This window comes from Microcoleus sp. ARI1-B5 (genome assembly GCF_036705795.1).
Lineage (GTDB): Bacteria > Cyanobacteriota > Cyanobacteriia > Cyanobacteriales > Microcoleaceae > Microcoleus.
In genome coordinates this window covers 86,060-111,860 of the sequence record NZ_JAUBVK010000003.1, presented here as the reverse complement: position 1 = coordinate 111,860, position 25,801 = coordinate 86,060, and the positions used below count along the sequence as shown (strand labels likewise).

The window sequence follows — 25,801 nt, the reverse complement described above, 5'->3', positions numbered from 1 at the left end:
ATCGAAGAGCTTGTCTGTCAAAGAATGCTGGAGCAAAAAAGCGATCGAGCAACTAGGGTAAAACTTGAAAAGTCTATTAGGACCGATCCGCCAGGGAGCAAGTAGAATTTCGGGTTGGCATCTTTCTCAGTAAAATAGTTACCCTAAATAGCCGATCGAGTAACTTACATTTTTTCACAAACAGACTCTAACTCTTCCCAAACATAGGCGCGCCGACTGATTTGTAGCAACAAATAAGGAACTTAGCACCTAAAAACCGCATTCTGAAGCCAGAATGCGGCAATTCTATTTTGAAAATAATTCAGATGGCGATCGTGCGAATCCAACCTAAAAATATTAGGAGTGTTCAAAAATGGCAAATATTGTAGGCACAGCAGACATCGACCTGCTTGTAGGAACCCCAAATGCTGACACGATTTCGGGACTTGCCGCACCAGACAAAATATGGGCACTTGGTGGCAACGACCAGATATTCGGAGGGCCCGGAAACGACATAATATATGGCAACGAGGGTGCAGACAGCATCTACGGCGGCGACAATGACGATATTATTTACGGTGGCAGAGGTAATGACCTTATTTTCGGGGATAAAGGTAACGATTTCCTGATGGGCGATGAAGGAGCGGATACCCTGACTGGTGGCGCTGGCAACGATATATTTGTTGTAGGCCGGGGCAACGGCTTCAACGTGCGAGGAGGCCCTGCCATCGCAGATGCAGACTTCATCACAGATTTTACCCAAGGTCAAGATAAAATCGCCTTAGTAGACGGACAAACAGCTTTTGATGTGGCGGCTGTCCCCGTTAACCTGAACGGCAGTACAGCAACAGCACTTAAGGAACTGTCCAGCGGGAATTATTTAGTAGTGCTACCTGGTTTAGTCAACTTCACAGGCGCAAACTTTATCCAATTACAGGTTGCCGAGGGCTTCATCACCATTCCCTCGCCAAGTGCGACGGGCGCCACAGGACCCGCCGGCCCGACAGGTGCGACAGGTCCAGCAGGCCCCACAGGTGCAACGGGATTACCGGGTATCCCAGGCCAACCAGGTCGGACAGGTGCGACAGGCCCAGTAGGTCCCACAGGTGCAACGGGATTACCGGGTGTCCCAGGCCAACCTGGTGCACCGGGATTACCGGGTGTCCCAGGCCAACCAGGTCGGACAGGTGCGACAGGCCCAGCAGGTCCCACAGGTGCAACGGGATTACCGGGTGTCCCAGGTCCAGCAGGTCCCACAGGTGCCACAGGTCCAGCAGGTGCCACAGGTGCCACAGGTGCCACAGGCCCAGCAGGTGCCACAGGTCCAGCCAGTCCGGCAGGTGCCACAGGTGCCACAGGCCCGGCGGGTGCCACAGGTGCCACAGGTCCAGCAGGCTCAGCAGGCCCAGCAGGCCAAGCGGGTGCCACGGGTGCCACAGGTGCCACAGGTGCCACAGGTCCTACAGGTGCAACGGGATTACCGGGTACGACAGGTCCAGCCGGTCTGGCAGGTGCGACAGGTGCCACAGGTCCGGCGGGCCCGACAGGTGCCGCAGGTCCGGCGGGCCGGACAGGTCCAACGGGTCCAGGCGGTGGTGAAACGGGTCCAGCAGGTCTTACAGGCGCAACGGGCCCAGCAGGTCCTACAGGCGCAACGGGCCCAGCCGGTCTCACAGGCGCAACGGGCCCAGCAGGTCCTACAGGCGCAACGGGTCCAGCAGGTCTCACAGGCGCAACGGGTCCAGCAGGTCTCACAGGCGCAACGGGCCCAGCAGGTCCGGCAGGCGCAACGGGCCCAGCAGGTTCTACAGGCGCAACGGGCCCAGCAGGTCCGGCAGGACTGCAAGGTGCAACTGGTGCAACTGGTGCAACTGGTGCAACTGGTCCGGCCGGACCCGTCGGCTTCGGGGGCTTGGGGCTAAATTACATCATTGCCCTTCAGGGTACATATCCACCACGAGACGGGGGGAGTGTTGACAACACTTTTGTAGGAGAAGTTAAGCTGTTTGCTGGCAACTTTGCCCCCGGAGGGTTTGCGTTTGCTGCGGGGCAACTGTTGCCAATCGCTCAAAATACGGTTTTGTTCTCCTTGCTAGGAACTACCTACGGTGGCAACGGACAGACTAATTTTGCCCTGCCCGATTTGCGAGGCAGAACTCCTGTCGGTGCAGGTGGAACTGTCAACCTCGGGCAGCAGCTTCCTTAACTGCTTCCGTGGCGAGAATTTTCACTGGGAATTTTCACTGTGACGCACTTTTTGTTTCGCCATAGGGTGCGTCACGGGATTTTAGATTGGCGATTTTTGATTTTGGATTGTAATATTTAGTTTGTAGGGCGGACTTAAGTCCGCACTACAAACCGCGATCGATCGAACGCGCTTTTACTGCTTTTTAATAGCCTAAAATGTTATTATTTCCCAAGTTGCGCAATCGCATTTCACAAGCGTTTTGATAAAGTTGTTCGGCTAACTTGGCTCCCCCTGCATCTCCCTTGCGAAGTAAAGCATATTTCAGAACGTCATAAGGTTTTTCGTATTGTGCTTCCGGGTATTGAAATCCGATGCGCTCGATGGCTTTGCCATAGCCTTGATGTTTGCCCATTGCGATCGACAAATGAGCCCAATGAATTGCTTGAGAGTTCAAACCTGCATAGTAAGAGGCATAGGCAGCCAACCAAGCTAATTCGGCGATTCCTGCGTGTTTTGTCAAGCCTTGAGCACAGGCATTGATTGCCTCTCGATAATCTTCTAAAGCCAGCCAGCATTCCGCTTCTCGATAGCAAGCCCAAGCCGCTTCTTCGTCCCAGCCGTTCAGATTTGCACAGTCTCGATAAGCAATAATTGCTTGTTTGAAATCGCCTAAATTTTTTAAGGTTTCTCCTAAGTAAAAAAACCAGCGAGTATTAGTTGGTTCTTCCTTTACAAGTCGGCTGAGTATTTCTAAATCTCGGTTAAATTTAGCTGTACTAGCTGCTGCTGTTTTTGGCACTTCGGAAAATGCGATCGCCTCCATAAAAGTCCGAACTCCGCTGTCGCAATCGAAGTATTCGTGAGTCGCACCGACATATTTTCCGGCTGTGGGAATTCTAAATAATTTCTCTTTGCAGTAACTTTTATTAGTTTCGCCAACTAGAAAAACATCGCCTGCGAGACTTGCGATCGCATCTCGAATATAATTTATTTTTGAGTGAATTCGCTCGTCTGTGTCGAGGATAATTGCCCAATCTGCACCGATTTCTTTAGCAGCGTCCAAGCTAAAATTTCGAGCAGCAGCAAAGTCGGCTACCCACTCAAATTTACGCTCTATGTATTTATCTCCAGCAACGGCTGAGGCAATGGCTAAACTTTCGTCAGAGACGCCAGTATCAATTACAATACAAGCATCTACCCAATCGGCGACACTGGTTAAAGCAGCTTCTATTAAGTCAGCATTATTGCCGGTTAGGGTAACAGAGACAATTTTCATGCAAGACAATCGCTAAAATTAAACAAGACCAACCTCAAAGGCTATTATTATTGTGAGCGATTCAACCATAGAGCAGATTTTGAAATTGGCAAGTCAGCGAGCTTCGGCCGCTGAAGTATACTATCTGTCCAGTCAAGACACGCCGATCGAATTTGAAAACAATCGCCTCAAATCCCTGCAAACCAAAGCACTGCAAGGCGTAGCACTCCGGCTGATTCATCAAGGCAAAATCGGCTTTGCTAGTTCCACAGACTTAACGCGGCTAGACGATTTAGTAGATGCAGCGATTCAAACAGCCGAAATCGGCGACGCCGCAGAATTTGAACTCGCCTCCGACTTCCACCTCAAAGGCCCGGAAACCACCTACACTCCGCCCACAACCCAAGAATTAGTCGAAAACGGCAAAAACCTGATCGAGCAAGTTCACGCCTACAATCCCGATATTATGGTAGATGTCGGCTTTCACGTCCGCAACGGCCGCGTGAAAATTGCCACGACGCGAGACCTGTACGCCGAAAGGTGCAGCCAAATCGTCAGCGGGACGATCGCAGGCAATTTGGTAAAAGGAGAAGACTTTATGCAAGCATACAGTTACGATGTCGCGCGCGATCGCCCCCTCGACACCAACAGCATCCTGCAATCCCTCCTCGAAAAATACCGCCTCGCCGAACATCCAGCCACCATCACCAGCGGTTCCTACCCAGTATTATTTACCCCCAGAGCCGCCGCCAGCACATTAGGGAGCCTGTTTGATACCATCCTTTCAGGTCAAACAGTAGTTCAAAAAGCCTCTCCCCTAGCCGACAAAATCGGCGAAACCTTATTTGACGAACGCTTTACCTTTTTTGAAGACCCCAGCTTAGGCCCTTCGGCTTGTCCCTTCGATGACGAAGGTACGCCCACCACCCGCAAAATCTTGATTGACAAAGGAACTGTCACCGGATTTTATTGGGATCGCAGGTGGGCCGCCCGCGCCGGTGTACAATCAACCGGCAACGGTTTTCGTGGCGGATTGTCTCGCCCGGGCCCAGATTTGACTAACTTTTGCATTTCCCCAGGAAATACCAGCACTCAAGACTTGATTGCTAGCATGGACGAAGGTCTAATAGTAGAGCAAGTTTTAGGTGCCGGTCAATCCAATCAGTTAGCTGGCGAATTTTCGGTCAACTTGGACTTAGGCTATAAAGTAGAAAAAGGCAAAATAGTTGGTCGCGTCAAGAATACAATGGTGGCAGGCAGCATTTTTGAAGCCTTTAAAAATTTGGCAGATTTAAGCAGCGAAGCCGAATGGGTAGGCGGTGGCGCATATTTGCCGAGTATGCTGTTTCAACAGTTGGGTGTAGCTTCCAGGCAATAAGTTCAGTGCGGTTAATGGTAGATGAGGCTGACACTGCTGCTATAAAAATGTTAGCACTCACCTCTTGGTTTGTAGTGAGGACTTTAGTCCTCTTATCCTAGTTGAGTCAAGAAGGACTGAAGTTCTCACTACAAACCAGGCTTTGCAAAAAAACTGTTTCTGTCACGAATCGACCGCTATAAAATAGGTTTGTAGTGAGGACTTTAGTTCTCTTATCCTAGTTGAGTCAAGAAGGACTGAAGTCCTCACTACAAACGCGGCTTTGCTAATTCATGCAAATAGGAAAAAATAGGGAAAAAGGTACCATGAAAGAGCAAAATGTCAAGGATGGAACTGGGAAGAAGAAAAAGCATTTTTTCCTTCTTTTACCTTTTGTTTTTTGCCTTTTAACTCTAGTGACTGGATGCGTTCAGTACGATGTCGGAGTCAACTTTGAAAGTCAAACTCGCGGTGAAATCGTGCAGCACATTAAACTGGGGGAAAGGTTGACCAGCTTCAGCAGCGAAACTGTTGCAGATTGGTTGAAAAGCGTAGAACGCCGGGTGAGATTGCTGGACGGAAAAACTAAACGGCTTTCCGAGAGAGAAGTTCGAGTGACGATTCCTTTCAATAATGGCGCCGAGTTAGAAGACAAATTCAACCAATTTTACCATCCGATCGCACAAACCGCAAAATCTCGGGTCGCAACTCCCCTAGAAACCGATTTGCCGAAGTTTGAATCTCACCTTAGTGTCAAGCAGAATAATTTGTTATTGGTGCTGCGAAATCGGTTGAGCTTGGAATTGGATTTGCGCTCGCTTTCTCTGCTTTCCTCCAACGGCAGTCCGCTGCTGAGTCCGGGGGGACTTTTGGAGCTAGACTTTAGCTTGAACACGCCTTGGGGCGCCGAAAATATTGACACTACTGTCCCGGGCGCGCTAGTTCCAGAAAGCTATCAGCAGGGAAAGCAGTTAGTTTGGAAGCTGAAACCCGGGGAAGTTAACTATTTGGAGGCGACATTCTGGATTCCCAGTCCCGTAGGTATTGGGGCGCTGATTATTGCCTTATTTGTGGCGGGGGGCATTGCTTTGAAATATCAAATATTGCCAGCACTCTTAATCGGCAAGAAAACTCAGAAAATCGCGCAAACCTAAAGAACATATGTCTTGTAGGGGCGGCTTCACCAAGATATTCAATAAACTCTCACAGTTTCCAGAAACCCGCCCCTCGGATATTATGGTTAATTGACCAGATTTAATATCAAAAAAACTGGGAGCATCTGCTAAAAAATAGTTGACAAATGGCAAATTATTTGCTTAACCGGAAGTGATAATTAGGAACAGAGAAAATGCGATCGCTAAATTTCTTCTTCATCTTTCTGATTTGCTTGGCTCTAGTATTGTTCAGCATCGAAAATACAGAGCCGACAACCGTTCAAATTATTAAAGGCTTCCAAGTTAAAGCTCCGCTGTGCGTAGAACTAATTGTAGCGACAGGATTGGGAGCTATTTTAGCGTGGCTGTTCAGTTTGTGGTCGAGAATGCAGCGAACCCTCGCCTCCCGCCAAGAAATCCGCCAAGTTCGCGAAAAAGAGCAGCGGATTCAGGAATTAGAACAAGATATCGAACGCTATAAAGCAGAAGTAGAAGCCAAACAACCTTTGTTAGAAAGTGCAGAAATGACAAGTTTAGAAACAGCAGCGACTGAGGTCAAAGCTGCTGAAATGACCGCCAATTAAATTGAGTTCCTCTCTCGTTCTCAAAGAGCAAAAATCTCAAATCTCAGTCCTGGACGCACGGGTGACAAGAAACCGGGTTTTTTAACCCAAAAACTTGCTGAAAACCCTCAATCTCGGTTAAAAAACCCGGTTTCTGGGTGGGCGAGTGCATCAGTCCTAAATCTAAAATCTAAAATCTAAAATCTAAAATCGAATGGCCGTTTCCAGAGACCCTGATGGTTTAGAAACGATTTCTGAGGGGATCGCAATTTTAATCGACTTAGCAGAACGGGGAGAAATTGACCCTTGGGACGTTAAGGTAATTGAAGTGTTCGATCGATGTTTGAGCAAGCTGACCAACGCCTCCGAGGCCGATCAGAGCAAGGATTTCTCCGATTTGTCCCACTCGGGCCAAGCGTTTTTGTACGCTTCAATGCTGGTGCTGCTCAAAGCAGAAAGTATTGTCCTCTGCGAACCCCCCGCGCCCGAATTGGACGAGGCCGCGCTCGAAGACACAGAACACTCAGGAGGCCGACATTTGCCACAGCATCTGGAGCGGCAATTGCGCCGTCGCGGTGTAGCCCAACTACCGCAAAAACGCCCGGTGACTCTCCCAGAATTGATCGAGCAGTTGCAGCTTATGAAAGCAGCCATGGAGCAGACTGTTGCGCCCCGGCGCCGCCCGAGCTCAAAAATGCGATCGCAAGCAGCCCAAGCTATCTTTGAACTGGCTCACCAAGAAAATCTCGTGGAAACTGCTAGCGAACTCGATCGGTTTCTGGCCGAGCGCGGCTCGGAAATTGACGAGGGCTGGCTCGACTTGGAACAACTGCTGCAACTTTGGCATCATAACGATTTGCACTCCCCTGTTGACCCTGAGTCCCCCGTATCGGCTGGGGAAGTTCACTTGCCAAATTATGACCGCGTGGGTATTTTTTGGGCATTGCTGCTGCTGTCGGCTCAGTCTAAAGTAGAGTTGCTTCAAGAGGAGTTTTACCAAGACCTCAAAATCCGGGCGCTTTGAGCCTGGAGGGGCTTCAAATCGGGTAAAGGGCCGGGTTTATCAGTCTCTCGAACTCTTGACAGGTATCCGGGCGAACTCGCCCCAGGGTAATTGTACGTGCATTTACCCGGACTTGATATTATTTGGGATTTCTGATTCCTGGTTAGTTAAATCCAGGTAAATTGGGAATAAATGATTGATAGCCTGGTACGATGTCGCCTATAAACAAGTCAGTCGATTTGAGATTTTAGATTCTTCGACTTCGCGAGCGAACAAGTTTTAGATTTTAGATTTACTCGCAGCGCAGTGAATCTGAGAGCTGGAACTAGCGTCTAAAATTTTGAAATCGACCCTGATGCTCGCGTCGGGGGCTTATACCCGTTTTTGGGCGGGGTCAGGATTGTGCTGCGATCGATGCGATCGCAACCGCTAGCATCTAATTGTTGAGTTGATATCAATTAACAGAGGGTTGAGGAAGTTAATAATGAAAGCGATGATTCTGGCGGCCGGTAAAGGCACTCGCGTCCGTCCCATTACTCAGACAATACCCAAACCGATGATTCCCATCCTGCAAAAGCCTGTGATGGAGTTTTTGGTAGAATTGCTGCGCCAGCACGGATTTGACCAGATTATGGTCAATGTTTCCCACCTGGCCGATGTGATTGAAAACTACTTCCGCGACGGTCAAAAGTTTGGGGTACAAATTGGCTATTCTTTTGAAGGGCGAATTGAGGACGGAGAACTGATTGGAGAAGCCGTGGGTTCGGCTGGCGGTATGAGGCGAATTCAAGACTTCTCGCCATTTTTTGACGATACTTTTGTGGTGCTGTGCGGGGACGCTTTGATTGACTTGGACTTGACTGCTGCTGTGAAGTGGCATCGGGAAAAAGGGGCGATCGCTACTATTGTGATGAAATCTGTCCCCCGCGATGAGGTTCCCAGTTACGGAGTTGTGGTAACAGACGATTCTGGCAGAATTAAAGCATTTCAAGAAAAACCTTCTGTAGAGGAAGCTCTGAGTACCGACATCAACACCGGTATTTACATTTTTGAACCGGAAATATTTAATTACATTCCCTCTGATACGGAGTACGATATCGGTTCGCAATTATTCCCGAAGTTAGTAGAAGCAGGCGCGCCTTTTTACGGAATTAGCATGGACTTTGAGTGGGTGGATATCGGCAAAGTTCCTGACTATTGGCGGGCAATTCAGAGCGTGCTGTTGGGAGAAATTAAAAATGTTTCGATTCCGGGAATTGAAGTGCGCCCCGGCGTTTACGTTGGTTTGAATGTAGCTGTCAACTGGGACAAGGTTGATATTACCGGGCCTGTTTACATTGGCGGGATGACAATCATTGAAGACGGAGCAAAAATTGTCGGCCCGACAATGATCGGCCCAAATTGTTGGCTTTGCAGTGGGGCGACTGTGGAAAATAGCGTGATTTTTGAATATTCCCGTTTGGGGCCGGAAGTGCGCTTAGTTGACAAATTGGTCTTCGGGCGCTACTGCGTTGACAAAACCGGGGCGGCGATCGATTTGCAAGCGGCGGCTCTCGATTGGCTGATTACTGACGCTCGCCAAGTTTTACCAACTGTACAGGGAGAAGAGCGGCGGGCGATCGCAGACATTCTCAGCACTGCTACTGAATAACTGGTAATTGCTAATTGGTGATTGCTAATTGCTAATTGGTAATTGGTAATCGGTAATTGGTAATTGCTAATTGGTGATTGCTAATTGGTAATTGCTAATTGCTAATTGGTAAAGGTAAGCTTCTCCGCGTGTACCAAACCTAATCAGTCATTAGTCATCAGTTCTCAACTAATGACTAATGACGGCAGGACTAATGACCAATGACTAATTAAGATTGCAGATAAGTATATTGGCCCAGACTCCGCTCGTAATTTTGCAGCAAAAGTTGAGCCTCGGAAAGAGTAATTTTATTTTGCTGCAAAGCTGCTTCTGTCTGACGGCGGATGCTTTCAACCAAACTTTCTGCATCGTACTGTACGTAGCTGAGAACTTCTTTCATCGTGTCTCCCTTCACAACGTGTTCGATATGATAACCAGAAGGCGTTAGCTGGATGTGAACTGTATTTGCATCGCCGAATAAGTTGTGAAGGTTGCCCATAATTTCTTGATAAGCACCTCCCAAAAATAGCGCCAAATAGTAAGGTTCTCCAGGTTCGATCGTATGCAGTTCCAAAACCGACTTGACATCTCGCAAATCGATAAATTGGTCGATTTTGCCATCGCTGTCGCAGGTGATATCGGCTAAAATACCGCGCTGAGTCGGTTCTTCGTCGAGTCGGTTAATTGGCATAATTGGGAACAATTGGTTAATTGCCCAACTGTCGGGTACTGACTGGAAAACAGATAAGTTGATGTAATAAATGGATGCCATCACTTTTTCTAAGTCTTCCAAATCGTCCGACACGTAGTCTTTTTCCCGCGCGATCGCCTGTATTTTATCGCAGCAAGCCCAGTACAACTGTTCGGTTTTCGCTCGTTCCGCAATTCCCAAATAGCCTAAGTTAAATAAACTGACTGCTTCTTCCTTGAATTGGATAGCATCGTGATAGACTTCTTGGTAATTTTCGGGACTGATAGATTGGTAAATTTCGTAGAGATTGCGCGGAATTTGGTGCGCGTTTTCGTCTACTGGTTCTGGTACTTCTCTGGGGACATCGCTAGTCCCGAGTACGTCAAAAACTAAGACTGATTGGTGAGAGGCGATCGCCCGCCCGCTTTCGCTAATGATAATTGGTACAGGAATTTTCCGCTCGTCGCAGGCATCTTTCACTCCCGCTACTACGTCGTTGGCGTAGTTTTGCATATTGTAGTTTTTGGAAGCGTGGAAGTTGGTTTTAGAGCCGTCGTAGTCAACGCCGAGCCCGCCGCCTACGTCCAAGTAGTTCATATTAGCTCCCAATTTAGCTAATTCTACATAAATGTGGCTGGCTTCTCGAATGGCGTCTTTGATGACGCTAATTGAGGAAATTTGAGAGCCGATGTGGAAGTGCAGTAACTGCAAACAGTCGAGCATTCCAGCTTTTTCTAGTTCGCCGACGGCGCGGATAATTTCAGGAATTGTCAAGCCAAATTTTGCCCGATCGCCCGTGGAACCTCCCCAGCGGCCAACGCCTTTGGTAGTGAGTTTGGCTCGCACTCCCAAAACCGGTTTAATTCCTAATGCAATGCTCGCGGCGATTGCGAGTTCTACTTCCTCAATTTGCTCCAGCACAATTACCGAAGTTTGCCCTAACCGCTGCGCCAAAATTGCGGTTTCTATGTATTCCCGGTCTTTGTAACCGTTGCAAATTAACAACGCGCCTGGGGTTTTCAAGGTCGCCAAAGCGATCATTAATTCTGGTTTCGAGCCGGCTTCCAGTCCGAAGTGATGGGGTTGACCGAAACGCACCAAGTCTTGAATTAATTGTCGGTGCTGGTTGCATTTGACTGGAAAGACACCGCGATAGACATTTTTGTAATTGTAGCGGGCGATCGCTCTGGCAAAACAGGAATTTAGGCGATCGATCCGATCTTCCAAAATATCAGAAAATCGAATCAGCAGCGGCAAAGCCAAATTTCGCTGTTTGAGGGATTCTACCAGTTCGCACAAGTCGAGGGAACCGCCGCGATCGCCCTTGGGAGACACTGTAACGTGGCCGGCGGCATTGATCGAAAAATAGGGTTCGCCCCAACCTTGAATGCGGTACAGTTTCTCGCTATCTTCTATTGTCCAAGATTTTTGTGGCAGTTGAGAAGTGGCTACCAAAGCACTGTGCGATGCAGCCAAACTCGTGACTGTTGGTGGCACAGGCGATAGCGGATCGAGATCGGAGAAAGCAGCGGTGGCTGGGGAACTCATCTTATCGGAAACCTCTTTTAGGACTGGTCAAATAGATAGTCTATCGCAGATATCCGGTTTCCTGATGCAGTTGAAAATGCAGTTTGGGTGCATGGCTGGGCGATTTTCCATGGTCGATTTGAGATTTTACTCTACAGATGGATCGAGGTGGGGGATTGAACTAAAATCTAAACCGCGATTCCTCTCGACGACTCATGTTTTCAAGCTGTGTATTCCTATTTAGGTGAACTCGGAAACTGCGTTTCCGAGTTTACCTGTGCCACGAGTGCTGTCGGACGATCGATCGCCCGATACACTCTAACCCAATACAGTTCAGAGAAGAAAGTCCGATCGGCAAAACCCTGTGAAAAAAAGATACTGCGATTGCTTGGTTCCTGGCAATGACAACCGCTAACAATCGCGGATTGCACCCTAACCAAAAATCACCTCCGGCGGTGCCATGTCAGCCCCCACAATCCTGCCCCCGTGACTGTTAGAAATCTTCAAACCAGGTTGAGGTGCTTTTTCTTGGCTTTTCTGAGCCGGTGCAACCGAAGCAGGCGGTTTCACCTGCGGCTGAGGTACTGCATTTGCTCCGGGCACCACGGGTTGCTGCGACAGCCAACCCACACCCCCTATAGCCCCAGCCATCAAAGCGGTGTAGCCGATGTACAAATGCACCGGACTCATTTGAAAGCCTTCGGCTGACTCGGAGTCGGAAACAGACAAATACGTGCTGGGAATTATTGGGTTCGGAGCAGGTTTGGGCAAAGCATTCGCCATCGCGGTGCCGTCTAGCCCCAAGGCGTCGCCGAGCCTGCGGATAAAACCTCTAACGTAAATGTCTTGGGGCAGTTTCTCGATTTCCCCATTTTCGATCGCTTCTATGTGGTGCAGCGGCACGAGAGTTTGACTGTGCAGTTGCTGGAGGGATAGCGATCTAATTTGCCGCCCCTTGCGCAATTCTCTACCCAACTCCCGCAGACACTCTTCTCGCTGTTGAACAGCCAGGGCTGCTGCTTCTTCCTTGGTGAGTTTTTTACGCTTCTGGAGAAAACCGAATCCTGCGAAGGATTTTGCGGGGGCGATGACAGTTGCAGGTGCAGCCGACTCGACTTGAATTTGGTCTTGGGGCGCTGGGAAGCTTTCTTCTGAAGTGTTAGTATCTCGATCGCAATTTTCAGTCTCGGACTCAGTTTGGGGAGGCGCTTCTAAAGTAGCGCTGCGCCAATAGAAAACAGGAGCAGGTACTGGCGGCTCTAATTCTCTAACAGAGGGTGCGCCGTCATTTGCAGCAGCGAAAGTCTCTTGGGCGACTTGCATTTCCGTTTTGTTTGGTTTGCCAAACCGATCGAATGCGAGCTTGACGGCTTCTCTGCTAACTGCTCTAATTAAAATTTCGGCAGCAGAGGCGGCGTCGCCCAACATCGTTTGCAAGCTAGCTAGAGCTTGGCTGTATGTGTCGCTACAGAGGAGTTCAGCTTCTATTTGACCGAGGACAGAACGAAAACTTTCTTGAGAAATTTCAATAGTTGCGTGATCTGTCACCCCAAAATAAGCCTCGGGTTTCAGTGCCATGATGTTTATGTTTTCTTGCTAGAAGGTATCTGAGTACGTTCTTCTAAAGCTTGGCAGTCATTCCGGATGTCGGTTGGGGGAGAGTGGGGGAGGGGGAGAGTGTCCGAGTGGGGAGGGGGAGAGGGGGAGAGTGGGGGAGGGGGGAGAGGGGGAGAGTGGGCGATTACCGATGATTACCGATTACCGATTACCGATTACCGATTCCAGTTTTCTATTGCTTGTGGATGCGATCGAGCAACCAAAGAGTACCGATAATCCCGACAAAGTGGGCAACAGTGGCGTGAGTATTGGCTAGTACCACAAATATGTCTAAAGGCTGAATAAATCTGCTGAAATCGACTGCGGCACCGAACAAAGCTTGCGGCTGAGCTAGAGATTTGGCTAAAAGCGTGCCGCTGATGGCTTCGGCGCCGATCAGCGTCAGCAGCATTCCTGATAAGTTGCTCATCAGTGTCAACTGCACATCTTTAATAGTGTCTGCTTTTTTGGGGCGGACAGCGTTGGCTGCGGGCGATCGCAATTGTCGAGACAAGCGCGTGAAGCTCCAAGCGCGATATACGCTGTAACCGAGCACTGCCAGCCCGCAAATGGCAAAAAATACGCCGCCTCCGGTGCCGGCACTGGTTGAGCCAGCAGCGGCAGTAGCACTGGGGATGGCGAAAGGGATGGCAAAGAGCAAAATGATCGCCGCTACCACCGCCAGCACTGACTGCACCCAGAAGCACACCCAGCCTGCTGTACGAAGGGCAAAGGCAACTCGCTGTACGGCCACGGGAAGCTTATCGGTATCTAACTGATTAGTCATATTTTGAGCGGATATAATTGAGTGGCTTTAGTTGGCCGCAGTTTTTTCTCTTCGGGGACGGTTGACGGCGGTTAACCTTCCTTATAATGGAAGCAGAAATGTTTAAGATTTGTAACTAACATTCGATTTCACATCTCAATAGCGTCGATCGCAAGGTATCTAAAGCAATGACACAACTACAACCCACCGTCACTCCCAAACTGGAACAACCAAAGTTTGGCTTCAACAGCTACGCGGAACGCCTTAACGGTCGAGCCGCGATGATCGGTTTTTCCCTAACTTTAATTATCGAGTATGTCACAGGGCAGGGGTTGCTGGCCTGGTTAGGTCTCAATTAATTTTAGCAATGGCGCGGTCAGCCGATTTGAGATTTGAGATTTGAGATTTGAGATTTAGTCCACAGATGAGTCTGGGAGCTTGAACAAGAGTCTAAAATTTGCGGATCGACCAGCCAAGCTCGCTTACGTGGCACGGTATCCGTTTTTGGGCGCGGTCAGCCTCACACTTTGTTTTGACTTTCCCCGCAGCGGGTGTCACCCTGCTGACCGCGACAAATTTGGGAATTGATTAGAATATTAGTTAGAAACAAGCCCAGCGACAAGTCGATCGAGAAACATCGGTTTACAGAATGCAAGAGCTGGCGCAAGGATTTGTATCTCGGGTGAAATTTTGATTGGACAAGCTTGGCAATTTGACCTCGCTCCCGTACAATTCCCGACAGGCGAGAAGATTAATTTAGGTGAAGCTAGTCTCAAAGCTAGAAATCCCGATCGCACCGCCAACTCTAAGTTTTAGCTCGATCGCTGGGAATCCCTCGCGCGATAATCTTTGATTTAGTGTGGGATGAAAAGCGTGTAAGGTGAGAATTCCACTCACCCACAAGCCAACAATCGTAGATTTTGGCTTGTGGGTGCATGATGAGACGAACAAATCTTCGCCCTTGCCTAGTCTTTGCGCCTGTACTATCATAGTTTCACCAACGTGATAAATAGAGTCGTGCTAAAAGCAGTCAAAGTCAGAATCTATCCCAGCAAGGAACAACAAAGCCATCTAGCGCAAGCTTTTGGTTGTGTCCGTTGGGTATGGAATCAGTCATTGGCTACGATGTCCCAGACTTACAAAGAGACTGGAAAAGGTATTTCTGCTTTCACAATGAAGAAACAGATCCCAGTCTGGAAGACTGAATTTGAATGGCTCAAAGAGTGTTACTCTCAGTGCCTTCAGTCTTCAGTCTTGAATCTGTCTCAAGCGTTTATCAACTTCTTTGATGGTCGCGCTGGATATCCAACCTTCAAAAAACGTCACGGCAAACAATCGATTCAATTTCCGCAGAATGTGAAAGTTCTGGGTGATAATGAGATTAAATTCCCTGGTACTCTTGGAGTAGTTAAAGCTAAAATTCATCGCGAATTGGTGGGTATTGTGAAAACTGTTACGGTGTATAAGATGCCTGATGGTCGTTACTACGCATCATTCTTGATGGATAATGGCGTTAATAAACCAGTTGTAAACGAGGATGGTAAAGCTATTGGTATTGACCTGGGATTACTTGACTTTGTTGTGACATCTGAAGGCTCTAAATACCACAATCCTCGTCACACTAAGAAACATGAACGCAACTTAAAACGTAAGCAAAAGAATCTGTCTCGCAAGCGAGATAAAACAACAAAGGCGCGACGCAAGGCTAAACTGGCTGTTGCCAAAGTCCACGCCAAGATTGCTAGAGTCCGGGAAGATTTCCGACATAAACTATCCCGTAAGATAGTCGATGAAAACCAAATCATTGTCGTAGAAAATTTGGCAGTAAAGAACATGGTAAAGAATCATTGCCTAGCGAAGTCCATCAGCGATGCTGGATGGGGAATGTTTTGTACTATGCTCAAGTACAAAGCAGAAGCGGAAGGTAAACTATACTTAGAAGTAGGTCAATTTTTCCCGTCGTCGCATCTTTGTTCTGAGACGTTACTGTCATTGCCAAAAATGGCTCTGTCTGTCCGCGAATTCAATTGTCCCCACTGTGGGAAACGGCATGACCGAGATATTAATGCAGCCCTAAATGTAAAAAATGAAGGCTTACGGATACTGACGTTGGGAACCAGCGTTACTGCCCTTGGAGGCAATGTAAGACCAAAACAGTATGGGCGTAAGTCTACTAATGTGGCGGCTGTTGCCCTTGAATTGGGAAGCCCCCAGCAGATCGGTACTCCGATTGCTGGCGGGTAGTTCACAGATTGTAGATAAATATAGAACAGAGTAAAACCACATGAATGCTTCGTGGACGCGACTTTTGAAGTCAGCTTACCGTAAAGAGCCAGTTACCAGCTTTGTTTTGACAGTGGGCGTTGTCGATGCAGCGATCGGCAGCATCGGTGCGAGCGGCTCTTTATTGGCGTTTGGGCTGGGTACTGCTGGGGTGGCGCTGGCCCTCCGCTGGTGGCAAATTTACCGCTCTGGAGCCGAACAACCCGCTCCTGCTCCCGAATATTATCTTCCTCCTGTGTCTTCTCGCCCTCAGTTGCCGGTGCTCAACAACGTGTCTAAGAAAAATCCTCCTTATTAACTTTATCGGACAATGGCACTCTGGGGATGTGGCGATCGCGCTCTTTCCGCATCTGAGGCAATAAAAAATAGGGCCAGAAAAGTCTTTCGATCCTCGATTTTTGAGGCTTGGTTTATGAATATTTCTGTTGCCGAGAAACTGTACAAAATTGGCTCCGTAGCTGCTTGTAGCGGTTTGTCGGTGAAAACTGTTCGCTACTATGACGAGATGGGCTTGCTGTCTCCTGCGGTGGAGCGCTCGCCCGCTGGTTATCGGTTGTTTGGGTTCGCGGTATTCAACCGACTGGCGTTTATTAAACGATCTCAGGCTCTCGGTTTGAGCCTTCAGGAGATTAAGGATATTTTACAAGTTCGCGATCGGGGAGAGTTGCCTTGCTCTGAAGCGAAGCAGCATCTAACTTTGAAGGTAGAAGCAATTTCCGGGCAAATTGCAGCGTTAGAAACTTTGAAGGAGGAGTTGGAAGGCATTCTCAGCCGCTGGCAAGAGCAACCGGAGCCCGAGCGCATTACTGGCACGATTTGTCCGAATATTCAGCGGGATTGAGCAGCGACAGAAAGATACAAAAAAAGGGAAGGAATTATCGGTTTCCTTCCCTTGATGGTTTGGCTGGTGGTTTGGTCGATCGCGAAAGTCGATCGTGCTGAGCTTTTAACTGTTTCCGGAGAGTTTGCTGTTGCTTTTTGAGCTGTCGAGCTCTGGCCGAGCCGCCTTTGCCTTTGGAGTTTCTGCCCTCGCTGCGGGGAGACTCCCAACTTTTTAGTCTCATGTTTTTACTTATGTGCACTACTTCTATAGTACACGGCCACAATTTGAATGTCAAGTATTTTTTAGGCAGATGTTTTTGAGTATGAATTATTGACGGTTCGATCGTTTTTTTCAGATATGATATGAAGTCTCAAATCGCATCACCTCAAACCCAATAATAGCGCGATGCCAGCGATCGCAGCCACTACGCCCACAACAGCCCGAAGGCTCACTTTTTCGCCCGCCAGCACCGCTAAAGGCAGTATAAATAGGGGACTGGTAGAACTGAGTGCTTGAGCTATTCCTGCGGGTGCATATTTCAGCGAAGTCTGTTGCAGGAAAATTCCGAGATAGGTTCCTAAAAAAGCTGCTAGAATTATTGCACCTAATATTTTAGGCGCTTTTAATTGTTGGAAAGTGTCAAGGTTTGTTGGGTTCAAGAAGCATAGCATGACTGCGATGCCACCGCTCAAACGCAAGGCTGCTGTCCACAGCGGATCAATATCTATTTGAGTGAAGGCGGCGCGGGATAAAACTGCTCCGGCGGCGTGGCTTGTTTGTCCTAATAAACTAATGGCTAATCCTTGCCAAAGATGTTTTGATGGTAAGGTTGTTTCGGCTGTTCGTTCTGCAATTACCCAAGCTACCCCACAGATTGTTAAAAGAATGCCTGTACAAGCAATGGGCGATAAGTTTTCTTGCAAAAATATTAAGCCAAATAAAGCTGTTAAAGGGGGAGATAGGGTTTCTAAAAGCAGCGTTCGCCTCGCGCCTAAATATTTTAATACGATAAAGAAAGCGGTGTCTCCGATGCCAATTCCTAGGGCGCCGCTGATGAGCAGCATTGCTAAAATATGGGGATTGACGGATGGTAAAGATCTGCCTAAAATTAGTACAGTGCCAAGGAGCATGAAAAGGGCGATCGCGCCTTTGAGCAAGTTTAGCACCACTGCGGGGATTTGCTGTCCCACTCGCTGCCAGATTGTGGAAGATAGGGCCCAGACAAATGCAGCGCCTAAAGCGGCGAGTTCACCGATAAAAGTCATGCGATTTTCGATTTTCGATTTTAGACTTTCGATTGGGGATTTGGGTGCGATTTTCGATTTTCGATTGGGGATTTTCGATTGGGGATTTGGGATTGTTTTGGGACTTTTAAGTCGAATTTGGGCGCTAACCCTCCTAGACGCATAACCTCTATGCCTAAAGCGGCGATTTCACCGATGTAAACTATCCAAGTGCCAAGAAAGCAGCATTCGTCAGCCCTGTTTACATACTGTTACATAGTTCTGTTTAATCCCTCCTACCTACTTAAGCTTTGGGAGCAGACGAAAGTAACAGTGCGGTTGGTTATCAATTATTTCAACTGGATTTGGGAAAATAGTCGGCTAGGAACGACACCGGCGAGCGAGGGCGAGATCAACTGATGAGAGATAGACTTGCAACGACTTGGTTACCTACCCCACAGTTCTTTAATGCACGACCCTAATTCTAAAAAACTACCACTTTGCTAAGTAGGTGAACATAAATCAATACCATCATGTCCGAATAGAGGAACGAAGCAATTCGCTTGCGGTTTGGGATTGCTTCGTTCCTTTCTTCGGACACCCAATATATATGTCTACCTACTGATTAACCTTGTGGTAATTCCGGAGATTGCGTAGGTTGAAATTGTGACCGCATATCTGTTCTTACCCAAGAACCAAAACGATCGGGACGAACGCATTCAGCATTCTCTAATTCGTCTTTGAGTCTCTTGGCAAAAGATTCAAAGATATCCCCTAAAGCCTGACGATCTGTTAAGCAACCTTGGAGAGCAATAAGTTGTTCCAGCGTCCAGTTATACAGTTGAGTGTCCCCTTGTTCAATGCGTAAATAGAACTGATTCTCAAACTGTGCAAGATTAGAGTAGAAGTTCTCAACTTCTGACTTGATCAAGTTGATATCCAGGTAGAATTGTTGCTGTCTCAATTCAGAAAAAATCGTATTTTTGAGGTTCTGCGTGAAGTTTTGGTTCAGCTCAGTTTTGACGATAGTAGAGACATCATTACGGAAGTTGAGAATCTTGTTATCCAAGCTAACATTAATGCGATTGTCAAGATCGTTGACAATATTATTAGTCACTAACTGCACGTTGCTAGTGCTAGATTGATTAACAGCCGTATTGATGCGAGCATCAATGTTAGATTCAATCTGCTGAATGACCAGATTTTTAATGTTTTGGCTTTGGTCAGCAATTTTGAGATTAACTACCGCATTAATCCGCTGATCGATGTCGTGTTGAATTTGCTGAACAATTTGAGTGTTAATATCTTGAGATAGATTAGACACTTTCAGGTTCACGACATTATCGATGCGTTGATCGATGTAAGTTTGCATCTGCTGAATCACCAGATTCTTCACATTCTGGGTTTGATCGGAAATCTTGATGCTCACCACATTCTCAACACGCTGATCAATATTATGTTGGAGTTGCTGAATTACCTGATTAGTGATCTCTTGAGATTGATTGGCGATTTGGACATTAACGGAGTTACTAATGCGCTCATCAATATCAGCCGACATTTGATTAATTACCTGGGTATTAATCTCTGTAGACTGATTGGCAATTTTGATGTTAACTACATTCTCAATCCGTTGCTCGAGTTCAGTTTGCATTTGCTGAACTACGAGGTTCTTAACTTCTTGAGTCTGATTAGAAACTTTGAGATTAACGACGGACTCAATACGCTCATTGAGTTCGGTTTGCATTTGTTGCAGCACTAAGTTTTTAATCTCTTGGGTTTGTTCAGAGATTCTTAAATTCACCTGCTCACTAACAAGGCGGGGAACTCGGGAAATAAATAAGTCGTTGAGAGTTTTGTTGAAGTACGCCGACCAATTGTGGAAATTCTGATTAAAACTAACTTCCATTTGTTGGGTAAGAGTCTTAAACATAAAGTCCAGCCGTGCTACCCTCATGCCTAAGTCTTTAGCTTGAGTTTGATAGCCTTTAAGCAGCCATTTTTCCAAATTATCCCAATAAGCTTCTTTTTTCTCGTTCGGGTCGTCTGTTACTGTGATGGAAGTATTGATTTGGGAGGCCATTTGCTGCCACATTTGTTCCATCTGAGCTTGGTCAAAACTGAAGTTAAATCCACTGCCAATATTGATATTTTCAGTCCCCGAGCTAGTTGTACCACCAGTGGTAACTGATATACCACCAGAGCTAGTTGTACCACCACCAGAGGTAACTCCTGTACTACTAGAGCTAGTTGTGCTACCAGAGGTAACTCCTGTACTACTAGAGCTAGTTGTGCTACCAGAGGTAACTGGTATACGACCAGAGCTAGTTGTGCTACCACCACCCACTACACTAACACTGCTTTCGCTGCTGCCCGTACCAGGTTGTAATGATGACTGTGCCTTTTCTTGGTCTACTTCTTCATCACTGATGTTGTTGATTTCTAAAACAACTTGCCCTTGGTTATCCTCTATGTATGTATCAAAAAAGAAGCCGGAGATGGTTGTTTTTTGTTTGACTTCAAAAATAACGTCATCTTTGAAGCCATTTAAGGAACACCAACTTTCGCTAACTTCATTTCCTGTCAACTTGGAGATAAATTTTCCCCCTTGAATCAAGAGTAACGCCCAAGGTTCTAATTGGAAATTTTTTGCTTCTGCTCCATAAGTGGCATTGCTTTCCCGAATCTTGACGCGATAGTTCCCAGGGGCTAACTCGATTGAATTAGCATTGGCTTTTTTAAGATTTGAGAGAGAATTGCTATCAAGCGGATAGCAGTTTGCCTTGCTATCAACGGTTAAAGTTTGGGGATTCTGTTGATTGCCAGTGATTGAAACAGTGACTTGTCCTTGATTATCACCACTATAGATATCAAAGAATAAAGCACAGACTACAGCTTTTTCTTTGATATCTAACTGCAATTTGTCGTTATAGCCGTTTAAAGTTGCCCAAGTTGCACCTGTCTGGGCACCTGTATTCGTGTTGATAAAGGTACTGCCATCAAGTCCATAAATCCAGAGAAAAACAAAAGGCTCACCGACGGTAGTGTCGGCACTATAACTGTAGCTACCACTGGTAATTTGGATGTCAAAAGTTCCTTTGTCTAATGTCAGAGACTTAGCAACATTTTGTTGCAAGTTATTCATCTGATCGGTATTGATAACGTAACAGTTTGCTTTGGCATCAATTGTTAACAGTTTCATAGTTGCCTCCCTAGTTGTAGTAGTTGTTTGTGCCGCTTGTGTAGCTTCAGTGTTAACTTTTGGAGTGATGGTTGCGATCGCTTCTGCTGCTGGTTGATAAACCGCAATTCCTGCCCAACGACCGCTAGGCTTGGTTTGAGCCACTAATGTGCCTTTACCTGTCTGGGTATTAATGCGGATTAATTGACCGTCTTTTCCCAAGTTAAAAAATCTGCCGGTAACGCCATAAAGGACATTGCCAACAAAGTCCATACTGCCAATACCAGGAAATCCGGTATCACCAAGAGTTTTAACTTCGCTAGTATCGAGATTGCATCTAGCAAGTAATTTCTTCTTTTGGTAGCCAATTAATGTGATATATGCTATGCCATTGCTATCAAAGGCAACTTCACCACAGTTGTAGTCTTTATTAGCTACGGTAGCTACTGGTGTACCTTTTCCTGTTTTCAGATCGAGGGCAATCAGTTGTTTAGCTGTGCTGGCATAAAGGGTTTGACGTTGGGCATTATAAGCCAAGCCGGCTGTAGCAAAGCCCGTATCCCCAATGACAATCGTATCGCCCGTTTTGATGTCAATTTTTACGAGCTGCGTTGTGCCGCCTTCTCGATCGATGCCATAGAGTTGTGAATCAACAAAGGCAATATCATACACTTCTGTAATGATCTCACCGATGAATGTTGCTTTACCTGTGGCTAAATCAAGAGTATACAGTTTACTTAACTGATTTGAGACACAATCTTGGATATAAACTGTGCCTGGAACCATAGCTAAATCCAAAGAAGGTATATTGCTTGCCTGATTACTCATCTTTTTCTGTTTTTATTACATAAAAAAGCAGATGAAAGTAACAGTGCGGTTGGTCATCAGTTATTTCAACTGATTTTGGGAAAATACTCGGCTAGCAACGACAGCCACCAGCGAGTGCGAGATAAAGTGATGAGAGATGCACTTGGAGCTGCTTGGCTATTTAGCACAGAGCGCTTTATTAAGACATCACTAGCTTTCCTCGCAGTGGGCGGGGAGAGAATCGAACTCTCATACCTTTCGGTGTCAGATTTTGAGTCTGATGCGTCTACCAATTTCGCCACCCGCCCTTTGTGTTGGTTTCACCCTAATAACACACCGATCGATTTCTTGCAAGCAAAGATTCATAATTTTTTGAACTTGCCCAGCGATCGATCTCTCGGGCGCGCAATACTGGTACAGGATGGGACAACTGAGCCGTCTGAGCTTGTTTGAGCATATCTCCGAGTTGAGTGGTGCTGAGGTCGTCGTAGGCTCGCGCCTGCGCCAAAAACGCATCTACATTCAGTTTTTGGTAATCACTTAATGTGATATATGCTATTAGACTTGTTTGGCAAAACTGTTAAGAAATCATACTCGAGGTTGCTGATGACGGTATTTCCGTTAGTGCTGATAACTCAGCATCTGCTAGAATTGGTCGCCAGTTTGACAGATCCGGGGATGACTATTAATCTATCTAGAAGGGTAGATAATTTTTATTATCGTAATAAAACGTAACATCTTTCTCTTCTTTCAGTGGTGCGAAGTCAGCAGCAACGAGCATTTTATCGAGCCCGTTCTCGATCGATGCCATAGAGTTGTGAATCAACAAAGGCAATATCATACACTTCTGTAATGATCTCACCGATGAATGTTGCTTTACCTGTGGCTAAATCAAGAGTATACAGTTTACTTAACTGATTTGAGACACAATCTTGGACATAAACTGTGCCTGGAACCATAGCTAAATCCAAAGAAGGTATATTGCTTGCCTGATTACTCATCTTTTTCTGTTTTTATTACATAAAAAAGCAGATGAAAGTAATAGTGCGGTTGGTCATGAGTTATTTCAACTGAAGTTCGGAAAATACTCGGCTACCAACCACAGCCACCAGAGAGGGCTAGATCAAGTGATGAGATATGCACTTGGAGCTACTGGGCTACCTAGCACACAGTTCTTTATTAAGACATCACTAGCTTTTTTAGCAGTGGGCGGGGAGAGAATCGAACTCTCATACCTTTCGGTGTCAGATTTTGAGTCTGATGCGTCTACCAATTTCGCCACCCGCCCTTTTGGGTTTCACCATCATAACACACCGATCGATTTCTGGCAAGCAAAGATTCATAATCTTTTGAACTTGCCCAGCGATCGATCTCTCGGGCCCGCAATACTGGTACAGGATGGGACAACTGCGAAGTCTGAGCTTGTTTGAGCATTTCTCCGAGTTGAGTGCTGCTGAGGTCGTCGTAGGCCCGGGCCTGGGCCAAAAACGCATCGACATTCAGTTTCGGTGCTAAAGTCGGCGAACCTCCGGCCAGTTTCATCAACACCGATGCTACCACTCTTGGGTCTTGGGTGGCGAGCAAGGCGGCGCGATCGCACGTAAATTCGGCACACCGCAACCATTCCAACATTTGCGCCTGCAAACCCTGGGCGAGTACGGTTCCCAAAGGCGAAATTTGACCGGCGGCCAACACAATTAAATTAGCCAGAGTCAGGTAAACTCCGTGCTCGCACTTCAAATGACCCAACTCGTGAGCGATTACGGCTTTAACTTCCTCGTCTGTGAGCAAATCAATCAGCGAAGTGTGCATCACCACAAAAGGCTGTTTTCCGCGCATCGCAAAGGTATAAGCATTCGGCATCGGATGCTGGCGGACATAAAGCTGCGGCACCTCTAAGTCCAGAGTTTTGCAGGCATCCAACAGCAATTGATGCAGGTGGGGCAGTTGATTTTCGCCGACTTGGACGCTGGAAGCCAGATTTTCGAGCATGAAAAACTGTTCGCCAAGTTGTCCCAGTAACTGCCGCACCATCAAATCCAGGCCGGGCAGTTGTTTGAGCGCGTTGGTGGCTTCCAAGTCTAGCGGGTGGCGAAACTGGTCTGCTTTTAAACCTCGGAGCGGTATGTTCAACATTTTAGTTATTAGTCAGTTGGGAGTTGGTCATTGGGCATTGGGCATTGGGCATTGGTCATTGGTCATTGGTGATTGGTCAAACAGGTCAAACAGGTCAAACAGGTCAAACAGGTCATTAAAAAAGATTGATTTTTTTCTTCTTCCTACTGACCAATGACTGCTGACTAATGACTACTGATCAATGACTGCTGACTAATGACTAATGACTAATGACTAATGACTACTGACTACTTAACAGTTTAAGCTCGATCGCGCGGGATTGACAGGAAACTCAGCATTAGCGGGGTCTGTGCCCTCTTTGACGCGCCGCAACTTAGCTCCCAATTTTTGGAGTTTCACCTCCAACTGCTCGTAGCCGCGGTCTAAATGCTGCAAGCTGCTGATTGTGGTGACACCATCGGCTGCAAGTCCCGCGATTACCAAAGCCGCCGAAGCCCGCAAATCTGTTGCTACCACGGGCGCGCCCGACAGCATCGGCACTCCGCGCACCACGGCGACATTGCCTTTAACCCGAATGTCGGCGCCCATGCGGTTGAGCTCTGCTACGTGGCGCAAGCGGTTCTCAAATACGGTTTCTTTGATCATGCTGTCTCCCTCGCTCAGCGTCAGCAAAGCCATAAACGGAGCTTGCATATCTGTGGAGAAACCGGGGTAAGGCAGAGTTTCGATGTCTGTGGCGGAGTGAATTTTGCCGGGAACTATCCGCACAATGTCGGATTCTACGATAATTTTCGCCCCCATTGTCTGCAATTTGGCAATAACTGCGGTCAGGTGGTCGGGAATTACCGACGACAAAGTGATTTCTGAGTGAGTGATGGCTCCTGCTAATAAAAATGTTCCGGCTTCGATGCGATCGGGAATAATTGCATAGTCTACCGCGTGCAGTTGGGAAACGCCCGTAATGACGATCGTATTCGTGCCTGCACCTTGAATTTTCGCTCCCATAGCGCGGCAGAAATTCGCCAAATCGACGACTTCCGGCTCTTGAGCGGCATTTTCAATTACGGTTTCTCCTTCGGCCAGAGTCGCCGCCATCATCAAAGTTTCAGTGGCGCCGACGCTGGGGTAGTCCAAATAAATTTTGGCTCCTTGCAGGCGGCGGTTCGGCCCTTTGACGTAAGCGTGAACTGTACCGTGGTCGATGTGGACTTCGGCGCCGAGGGCTTGCAGGCCGCGAACGTGGAGTTCAACGGGCCGGGCACCGATGGCGCACCCACCGGGTAATGGCACTTTGGCAAATCCCAAACGCGCTAGCAGCGGCCCGATGATGAAGAAGCTCGCCCGCAGTTGGCTGACTAATTCGTAGGGGGCTTGAGCGTCTGTGAGGTTGCGGGCGTTCATATCTAAAACGTCGCCGTTCTGCTGTATTTTGACTCCTACAGCCGAGAGAATTTGCCCCATGCGGGCGACATCGACTAGAGCGGGAACGTTGCGGATGTGGCAATCGTCTCGGCATAATAGAGATCCTGCCATGACGACTAAGGCCGAGTTTTTGGCGCCGCTGATTTTGACCTGTCCTTGAAGGGGCTGGCGACCCCAAATTTGCAATACTTGTGGCTCGCTTTCGGGTGAAGCTGACAGGTTAGATGAGTTCTGAGTTGGTGTAATCGGTTTGGCCTCCATATTCGCTTCGTTACTTTAT

At 47.5% G+C, this 25,801-nt stretch carries 22 protein-coding genes and 2 tRNA genes; 11 read left to right on the top strand and 13 right to left on the bottom strand.

Annotation, left to right across the window (positions count from 1 at the left end; genetic code table 11):
- The first annotated feature begins 352 nt into the window (after positions 1-352).
- Positions 353-2,185: a tail fiber protein gene (locus tag QUB63_RS05725; RefSeq protein ID WP_332943843.1), complete on the top strand. Its 1,833-nt coding sequence runs from the start codon at positions 353-355 to the stop codon at positions 2,183-2,185.
- A 184-nt stretch (positions 2,186-2,369) separates the two neighbouring features.
- Here QUB63_RS05725 and QUB63_RS05720 read toward each other — a convergent pair whose 3' ends face one another.
- Positions 2,370-3,443 (bottom strand): glycosyltransferase, encoded by a 1,074-nt coding sequence (locus QUB63_RS05720; protein ID WP_332943842.1) that lies wholly within the window; start codon positions 3,441-3,443, stop codon positions 2,370-2,372.
- Positions 3,444-3,495: 52 nt separating this feature from the next.
- On the opposite strand from QUB63_RS05720, the gene QUB63_RS05715 reads away from it, so the two are divergent.
- The 5 genes from QUB63_RS05715 (at position 3,496) to QUB63_RS05695 (ending at position 9,150) form a co-directional block, all read left to right on the top strand.
- Positions 3,496-4,800, top strand: a complete 1,305-nt coding sequence (locus QUB63_RS05715) for a TldD/PmbA family protein (protein WP_332943841.1) — start codon at positions 3,496-3,498, stop codon at positions 4,798-4,800.
- A gap of 305 nt (positions 4,801-5,105) precedes the next feature.
- On the top strand, positions 5,106-5,933 hold the full coding sequence (locus QUB63_RS05710) for a DUF3153 domain-containing protein (RefSeq protein WP_332943840.1): 828 nt from the start codon (positions 5,106-5,108) through the stop codon (positions 5,931-5,933).
- A 194-nt stretch (positions 5,934-6,127) separates the two neighbouring features.
- Positions 6,128-6,517, top strand: coding sequence for a LapA family protein (locus tag QUB63_RS05705; protein ID WP_332943839.1), 390 nt, complete (start codon positions 6,128-6,130; stop codon positions 6,515-6,517).
- A 193-nt stretch (positions 6,518-6,710) separates the two neighbouring features.
- Positions 6,711-7,520: a segregation/condensation protein A gene (locus tag QUB63_RS05700; protein ID WP_332943838.1), complete on the top strand. Its 810-nt coding sequence runs from the start codon at positions 6,711-6,713 to the stop codon at positions 7,518-7,520.
- 463 nt (positions 7,521-7,983) lie between these two features.
- Entirely contained in the window at positions 7,984-9,150 is a 1,167-nt protein-coding gene (locus QUB63_RS05695) for an NDP-sugar synthase (protein ID WP_332943837.1), read from the top strand.
- A gap of 208 nt (positions 9,151-9,358) precedes the next feature.
- On the opposite strand, the gene speA is transcribed toward QUB63_RS05695, so the two are convergent.
- The 3 genes from speA to QUB63_RS05680 all read right to left on the bottom strand — a co-directional run bounded on the left by speA (position 9,359) and on the right by QUB63_RS05680 (position 13,730).
- Positions 9,359-11,368, bottom strand: coding sequence for a biosynthetic arginine decarboxylase (gene speA / locus QUB63_RS05690; protein ID WP_332943836.1), 2,010 nt, complete (start codon positions 11,366-11,368; stop codon positions 9,359-9,361).
- Between the two features lie 411 nt (positions 11,369-11,779).
- The gene (locus QUB63_RS05685; RefSeq protein WP_332943835.1) at positions 11,780-12,925 is read right to left on the bottom strand and encodes a helix-turn-helix domain-containing protein; all 1,146 of its coding nucleotides are present in this window, start codon (positions 12,923-12,925) and stop codon (positions 11,780-11,782) included.
- A 211-nt stretch (positions 12,926-13,136) separates the two neighbouring features.
- Complete coding sequence (locus QUB63_RS05680; protein ID WP_332943834.1) at positions 13,137-13,730, bottom strand: DUF3611 family protein; 594 nt, start codon at positions 13,728-13,730, stop codon at positions 13,137-13,139.
- A gap of 167 nt (positions 13,731-13,897) precedes the next feature.
- Here QUB63_RS05680 and QUB63_RS05675 point away from each other — a divergent pair, with 167 nt between their 5' ends.
- The 5 genes from QUB63_RS05675 to QUB63_RS05655 all read left to right on the top strand — a co-directional run bounded on the left by QUB63_RS05675 (position 13,898) and on the right by QUB63_RS05655 (position 16,833).
- The gene (locus QUB63_RS05675; RefSeq protein ID WP_194065476.1) at positions 13,898-14,068 is read left to right on the top strand and encodes a hypothetical protein; all 171 of its coding nucleotides are present in this window, start codon (positions 13,898-13,900) and stop codon (positions 14,066-14,068) included.
- 331 nt (positions 14,069-14,399) lie between these two features.
- Positions 14,400-14,525, top strand: a complete 126-nt coding sequence (locus QUB63_RS05670) for a hypothetical protein (protein ID WP_332943833.1) — start codon at positions 14,400-14,402, stop codon at positions 14,523-14,525.
- A 201-nt stretch (positions 14,526-14,726) separates the two neighbouring features.
- Positions 14,727-15,953 (top strand): RNA-guided endonuclease InsQ/TnpB family protein, encoded by a 1,227-nt coding sequence (locus QUB63_RS05665; protein ID WP_332943832.1) that lies wholly within the window; start codon positions 14,727-14,729, stop codon positions 15,951-15,953.
- A 40-nt stretch (positions 15,954-15,993) separates the two neighbouring features.
- On the top strand, positions 15,994-16,290 hold the full coding sequence (locus QUB63_RS05660) for a hypothetical protein (protein ID WP_332943831.1): 297 nt from the start codon (positions 15,994-15,996) through the stop codon (positions 16,288-16,290).
- Positions 16,291-16,404: 114 nt separating this feature from the next.
- Positions 16,405-16,833, top strand: a complete 429-nt coding sequence (locus QUB63_RS05655; protein ID WP_332943830.1) for a heavy metal-responsive transcriptional regulator — start codon at positions 16,405-16,407, stop codon at positions 16,831-16,833.
- Between the two features lie 34 nt (positions 16,834-16,867).
- Here QUB63_RS05655 and QUB63_RS05650 read toward each other — a convergent pair whose 3' ends face one another.
- From QUB63_RS05650 to murA, 9 genes are all read right to left on the bottom strand, one after another.
- Complete coding sequence (locus QUB63_RS05650; protein WP_332943829.1) at positions 16,868-17,056, bottom strand: hypothetical protein; 189 nt, start codon at positions 17,054-17,056, stop codon at positions 16,868-16,870.
- A gap of 139 nt (positions 17,057-17,195) precedes the next feature.
- A complete protein-coding gene (locus QUB63_RS05645; RefSeq protein WP_442922059.1) occupies positions 17,196-18,071 on the bottom strand; it encodes a DMT family transporter in 876 nt (291 codons plus the stop codon).
- A gap of 592 nt (positions 18,072-18,663) precedes the next feature.
- Entirely contained in the window at positions 18,664-22,044 is a 3,381-nt protein-coding gene (locus tag QUB63_RS05640; protein WP_332943827.1) for a hypothetical protein, read from the bottom strand.
- A 205-nt stretch (positions 22,045-22,249) separates the two neighbouring features.
- Positions 22,250-22,331, bottom strand: a tRNA-Leu gene (locus QUB63_RS05635).
- A gap of 17 nt (positions 22,332-22,348) precedes the next feature.
- Entirely contained in the window at positions 22,349-22,531 is a 183-nt protein-coding gene (locus QUB63_RS05630) for a hypothetical protein (protein WP_332943826.1), read from the bottom strand.
- 274 nt (positions 22,532-22,805) lie between these two features.
- Positions 22,806-23,024, bottom strand: a complete 219-nt coding sequence (locus QUB63_RS05625; RefSeq protein ID WP_332943825.1) for a hypothetical protein — start codon at positions 23,022-23,024, stop codon at positions 22,806-22,808.
- Between the two features lie 205 nt (positions 23,025-23,229).
- Positions 23,230-23,311: transfer RNA gene (locus tag QUB63_RS05620), tRNA-Leu, on the bottom strand.
- Positions 23,290-24,159 (bottom strand): M48 family metallopeptidase, encoded by an 870-nt coding sequence (locus QUB63_RS05615; RefSeq protein ID WP_332943824.1) that lies wholly within the window; start codon positions 24,157-24,159, stop codon positions 23,290-23,292. Before QUB63_RS05615 ends, QUB63_RS05620 begins: the two co-directional genes overlap by 22 nt.
- A 231-nt stretch (positions 24,160-24,390) precedes the next feature.
- On the bottom strand, positions 24,391-25,782 hold the full coding sequence (murA, locus tag QUB63_RS05610; RefSeq protein WP_332943823.1) for a UDP-N-acetylglucosamine 1-carboxyvinyltransferase: 1,392 nt from the start codon (positions 25,780-25,782) through the stop codon (positions 24,391-24,393).
- Positions 25,783-25,801: the final 19 nt, after the last annotated feature.

Bases quoted from the DNA above. Each gene is read 5' to 3' on its own strand.
- QUB63_RS05725 (WP_332943843.1), top strand. From the start codon at position 353: ATGGCAAATATTGTAGGCACAGCAGACATCGACCTGCTTGTAGGAACC.
- QUB63_RS05720 (WP_332943842.1), bottom strand. From the start codon at position 3,443: ATGAAAATTGTCTCTGTTACCCTAACCGGCAATAATGCTGACTTAATA.
- QUB63_RS05710 (WP_332943840.1), top strand. From the start codon at position 5,106: ATGAAAGAGCAAAATGTCAAGGATGGAACTGGGAAGAAGAAAAAGCAT.
- QUB63_RS05705 (WP_332943839.1), top strand. From the start codon at position 6,128: ATGCGATCGCTAAATTTCTTCTTCATCTTTCTGATTTGCTTGGCTCTA.
- QUB63_RS05700 (WP_332943838.1), top strand. From the start codon at position 6,711: ATGGCCGTTTCCAGAGACCCTGATGGTTTAGAAACGATTTCTGAGGGG.
- QUB63_RS05695 (WP_332943837.1), top strand. From the start codon at position 7,984: ATGAAAGCGATGATTCTGGCGGCCGGTAAAGGCACTCGCGTCCGTCCC.
- speA (WP_332943836.1), bottom strand. From the start codon at position 11,368: ATGAGTTCCCCAGCCACCGCTGCTTTCTCCGATCTCGATCCGCTATCG.
- QUB63_RS05685 (WP_332943835.1), bottom strand. From the start codon at position 12,925: ATGGCACTGAAACCCGAGGCTTATTTTGGGGTGACAGATCACGCAACT.
- QUB63_RS05680 (WP_332943834.1), bottom strand. From the start codon at position 13,730: ATGACTAATCAGTTAGATACCGATAAGCTTCCCGTGGCCGTACAGCGA.
- QUB63_RS05675 (WP_194065476.1), top strand. From the start codon at position 13,898: ATGACACAACTACAACCCACCGTCACTCCCAAACTGGAACAACCAAAG.
- QUB63_RS05660 (WP_332943831.1), top strand. From the start codon at position 15,994: ATGAATGCTTCGTGGACGCGACTTTTGAAGTCAGCTTACCGTAAAGAG.
- QUB63_RS05655 (WP_332943830.1), top strand. From the start codon at position 16,405: ATGAATATTTCTGTTGCCGAGAAACTGTACAAAATTGGCTCCGTAGCT.
- QUB63_RS05650 (WP_332943829.1), bottom strand. From the start codon at position 17,056: ATGAGACTAAAAAGTTGGGAGTCTCCCCGCAGCGAGGGCAGAAACTCC.
- QUB63_RS05640 (WP_332943827.1), bottom strand. From the start codon at position 22,044: ATGAGTAATCAGGCAAGCAATATACCTTCTTTGGATTTAGCTATGGTT.
- QUB63_RS05625 (WP_332943825.1), bottom strand. From the start codon at position 23,024: ATGAGTAATCAGGCAAGCAATATACCTTCTTTGGATTTAGCTATGGTT.
- QUB63_RS05615 (WP_332943824.1), bottom strand. From the start codon at position 24,159: ATGTTGAACATACCGCTCCGAGGTTTAAAAGCAGACCAGTTTCGCCAC.
- murA (WP_332943823.1), bottom strand. From the start codon at position 25,782: ATGGAGGCCAAACCGATTACACCAACTCAGAACTCATCTAACCTGTCA.